The sequence below is a fragment of the Acinetobacter brisouii genome (genome assembly GCF_008993995.1).
Lineage (GTDB): Bacteria > Pseudomonadota > Gammaproteobacteria > Pseudomonadales > Moraxellaceae > Acinetobacter > Acinetobacter brisouii_A.
This window is the reverse complement of sequence record NZ_BKNN01000178.1, coordinates 1-614: the sequence shown is the minus strand read 5'-3', so window position 1 is coordinate 614 and position 614 is coordinate 1. Positions and strand designations below refer to the sequence as shown.

General features: G+C 40.6%; 1 pseudogene. It reads right to left on the bottom strand.

Features of this window, described 5'->3' with window-relative positions:
* Positions 1 to 40: 40 nt before the first annotated feature.
* A pseudogene (locus GBN19_RS15540) lies at positions 41 to 614 on the bottom strand (IS3-like element ISAba19 family transposase); the annotation flags it as partial.

Here is a 614-nt window from a genome sequence, read left to right as displayed (position 1 = left end):
TTGAACCGTACCGGGTTTGTCGGAGACTTTTTTATTTAAGTTAGGCCACCTGACCTAACGGGTTAATCTTATCATAGTACATTGCTTCAAACTCAAAAGGCGATACATAACCCAGTGCACTGTGTACACGCTTTTTATTGAACCAATCTACCCAGTTTAGTGTCGCAAGTTGTACATCTGCTAAACCTTGCCAATCTGCTTTTAAATATTCAATCACCTCTGTTTTGTATAAGCCATTCACCGTTTCAGCCAAAGCATTATCGTATGAATCACCAGTTGTACCGACTGATGCTCGTAAATTTGCTGCTTCTAAACGATTGGTATAGCGAATGGAAAGATATTGCACACCTCTATCGGAATGATGAATCACATTCTTTGGCATGCCTCGATCATGCAATGCTTGTTCCAATGCATCAAGCACCATGTCTGTATTCATCCGTGTAGATACTTTCCATCCAACAATTGCTCGTGAGAACACGTCAATAACAAATGCGGTATATACCCAGCCTGAATGAGTTTGAATATACGTAAAGTCACCCACCCATAGTTGGTTTGGATGATCAGCATTAAAATTACGTTTCACTAAATCATCTGCCCGTTTTTGGTCATCTCGG